Source organism: Microbacterium sp. B19 (assembly GCF_000333395.1).
In the GTDB taxonomy this organism is placed as follows: domain Bacteria; phylum Actinomycetota; class Actinomycetes; order Actinomycetales; family Microbacteriaceae; genus Microbacterium.
Genome location: NZ_BADA01000180.1, coordinates 1 through 1826, shown reverse-complemented (window position 1 = coordinate 1826; position 1826 = coordinate 1). Strand labels below are relative to the sequence as shown.

2 protein-coding genes are annotated in these 1826 nt (G+C 69.1%); both read left to right on the top strand.

What is annotated here, in order from left to right; all coding sequences use genetic code 11:
• Positions 1–1129 (top strand): hypothetical protein (locus I5G_RS25760; RefSeq protein WP_026095714.1); only part of this gene is annotated, 1129 nt, incomplete at its 5' end.
• 85 nt (positions 1130–1214) lie between these two features.
• On the top strand, positions 1215–1727 hold the full coding sequence (locus tag I5G_RS24500; RefSeq protein ID WP_083896572.1) for a nucleoside hydrolase: 513 nt from the start codon (positions 1215–1217) through the stop codon (positions 1725–1727).
• Positions 1728–1826 lie beyond the last annotated feature (99 nt).

Here is a 1826-nt window from a genome sequence, read left to right as displayed (position 1 = left end):
CGCTGTGGCCGGCGCCGTGCTCTCCGGCTGTGCTTCGGCCGCAGCGCCGGCCGCACCGGCATCCACCATTCCTCTCGCCGACGACGCGAGCATCCTCACCGACGTGTGCCCGGCGACGGTCGTCGTCCAGGCCACGTGGGAACCCGAGGTCGACCACGGCCCGTTCTACGGACTGGTGGGACCCGACGCCGTCATCGACGCCGACAAGAAGAGCGTCACGGGCACGCTCGTCGACCAGGGCAAGAGCACCGGCGTGCAGATCGAGGTCCGCTCGGGCGGCTCCGCCATCGGCTACCAGCCCGTGGCCTCGCAGATGTACACGGACACCTCGATCACCCTCGGCAGCGTGCCGACCGAGGACCGCGTCGCGGGTGCCGCCTCGCAGCCGACCATCGGCGTCTTCGCGACGCGCCAGCAGAGCCCCCAGATGATCATGTGGGATCCGGCGACGCACCCCGACTGGACGTCGATCGCGGACATCGGGAAGACGGATGCCACAGTCGTCGTGCCGAAGGGCGGTCTGTACGCCCAGGCGCTCGTCGCCAAGGGCGTGCTGAAGCAGTCACAGCTCTCCGACTCGTACGACGGCAGCCCGGCGCGCTTCGTCAGTGACCCGAGCATCGCCCAGAACGGTTTCGCGACCTCCGAGCCGTACATCTACGAGCACGAGATCTCGCAGTGGGACAAGCCGGTCAAGTACCAGCTGGTGAAGGACGCCGGGTACGACGTCTACCCGGACGCGCTCTCGATCCGCTCGGCGGATCTCGAGAAGCTCTCGCCCTGCCTCACCAAGCTCGTGCCGATCCTCCAGCGTTCCGCCCTGGCGTATCTCGCCGATCCGGCGCCGACGAACGCGCTCATCGTCAAGCTGGTCGAGGAGTACAACACCGGATGGGTCTACTCGCCCGGCGTGGCCGAGGCCGGCGCGGGCATCCTGAAGAACCTCCACCTGATGGCCGGAACCGACCCCTCCGTCCCGATCGGCGACTTCGCCCCGGCCCGCGCGAAGAGCAGCTTCGATCAGGTGACGTCGCTCCTCGGCGCGACGGGAGTGAAGATCGACCCCGCCCTCACGCCGGACGACATCTTCGACGACCAGTTCATCGACCCCTCGATCACCAGCAAGTGAGGTGAAGCGGCGGTGAGGTGGCCCCGGCCCCTCCCCGCCGCTTCCGCATTCCGTCATCCGCCGCTTCGAGAGAGCAGACCGACACATGCCGACACCACCCCGCGTGCCCCTGATCCTCGACATGGACTTCGGCATCGACGATTCGATGGCGACCCTCTACCTCGCGGCGTCGGGCCGCGCCGAGATCGTCGCGGTCGGGACGGTCCACGGCAACACCTCCGCCGCGCAGGCCGCGCGGAACGCCCGCCAACTACTCAGTGTGCTCGGGCTGCAGGACGTGCCCGTGGCGCGCGGCGAGGCGGAACCCTGGAACCAGGACGTCCACTACGCCGCCACCGTCCACGGGGAGGACGGCATCGGAGGGATGGCATCCACCGACGAGCCGCCCGGCACGATCGTCGAGGAGACCGCGGCGGAGCAGATCGTGCGGCTCGCGCGGGAGCGGGACACGATGGATGCCGGGTCCACCGGCCCCGACAGGTGCGGGCGTGCGGCGAGGTACGCGGGGACCGTGTCGACGGTCAGCTGGTCGGTGAGGACGGTCATGATGCGGTGGTGCTCCCGGCGACGATGGTGGTCTTGCGACGGCGGAACGTGAAGCTGAACAGCAGGGCCACGAGCAGCACGAGGCCCTTCCCGAAGTCCTGGATGTAGTACGGCAGGCCCATCATCGAGAACCCGGTGACCATCACGGCCA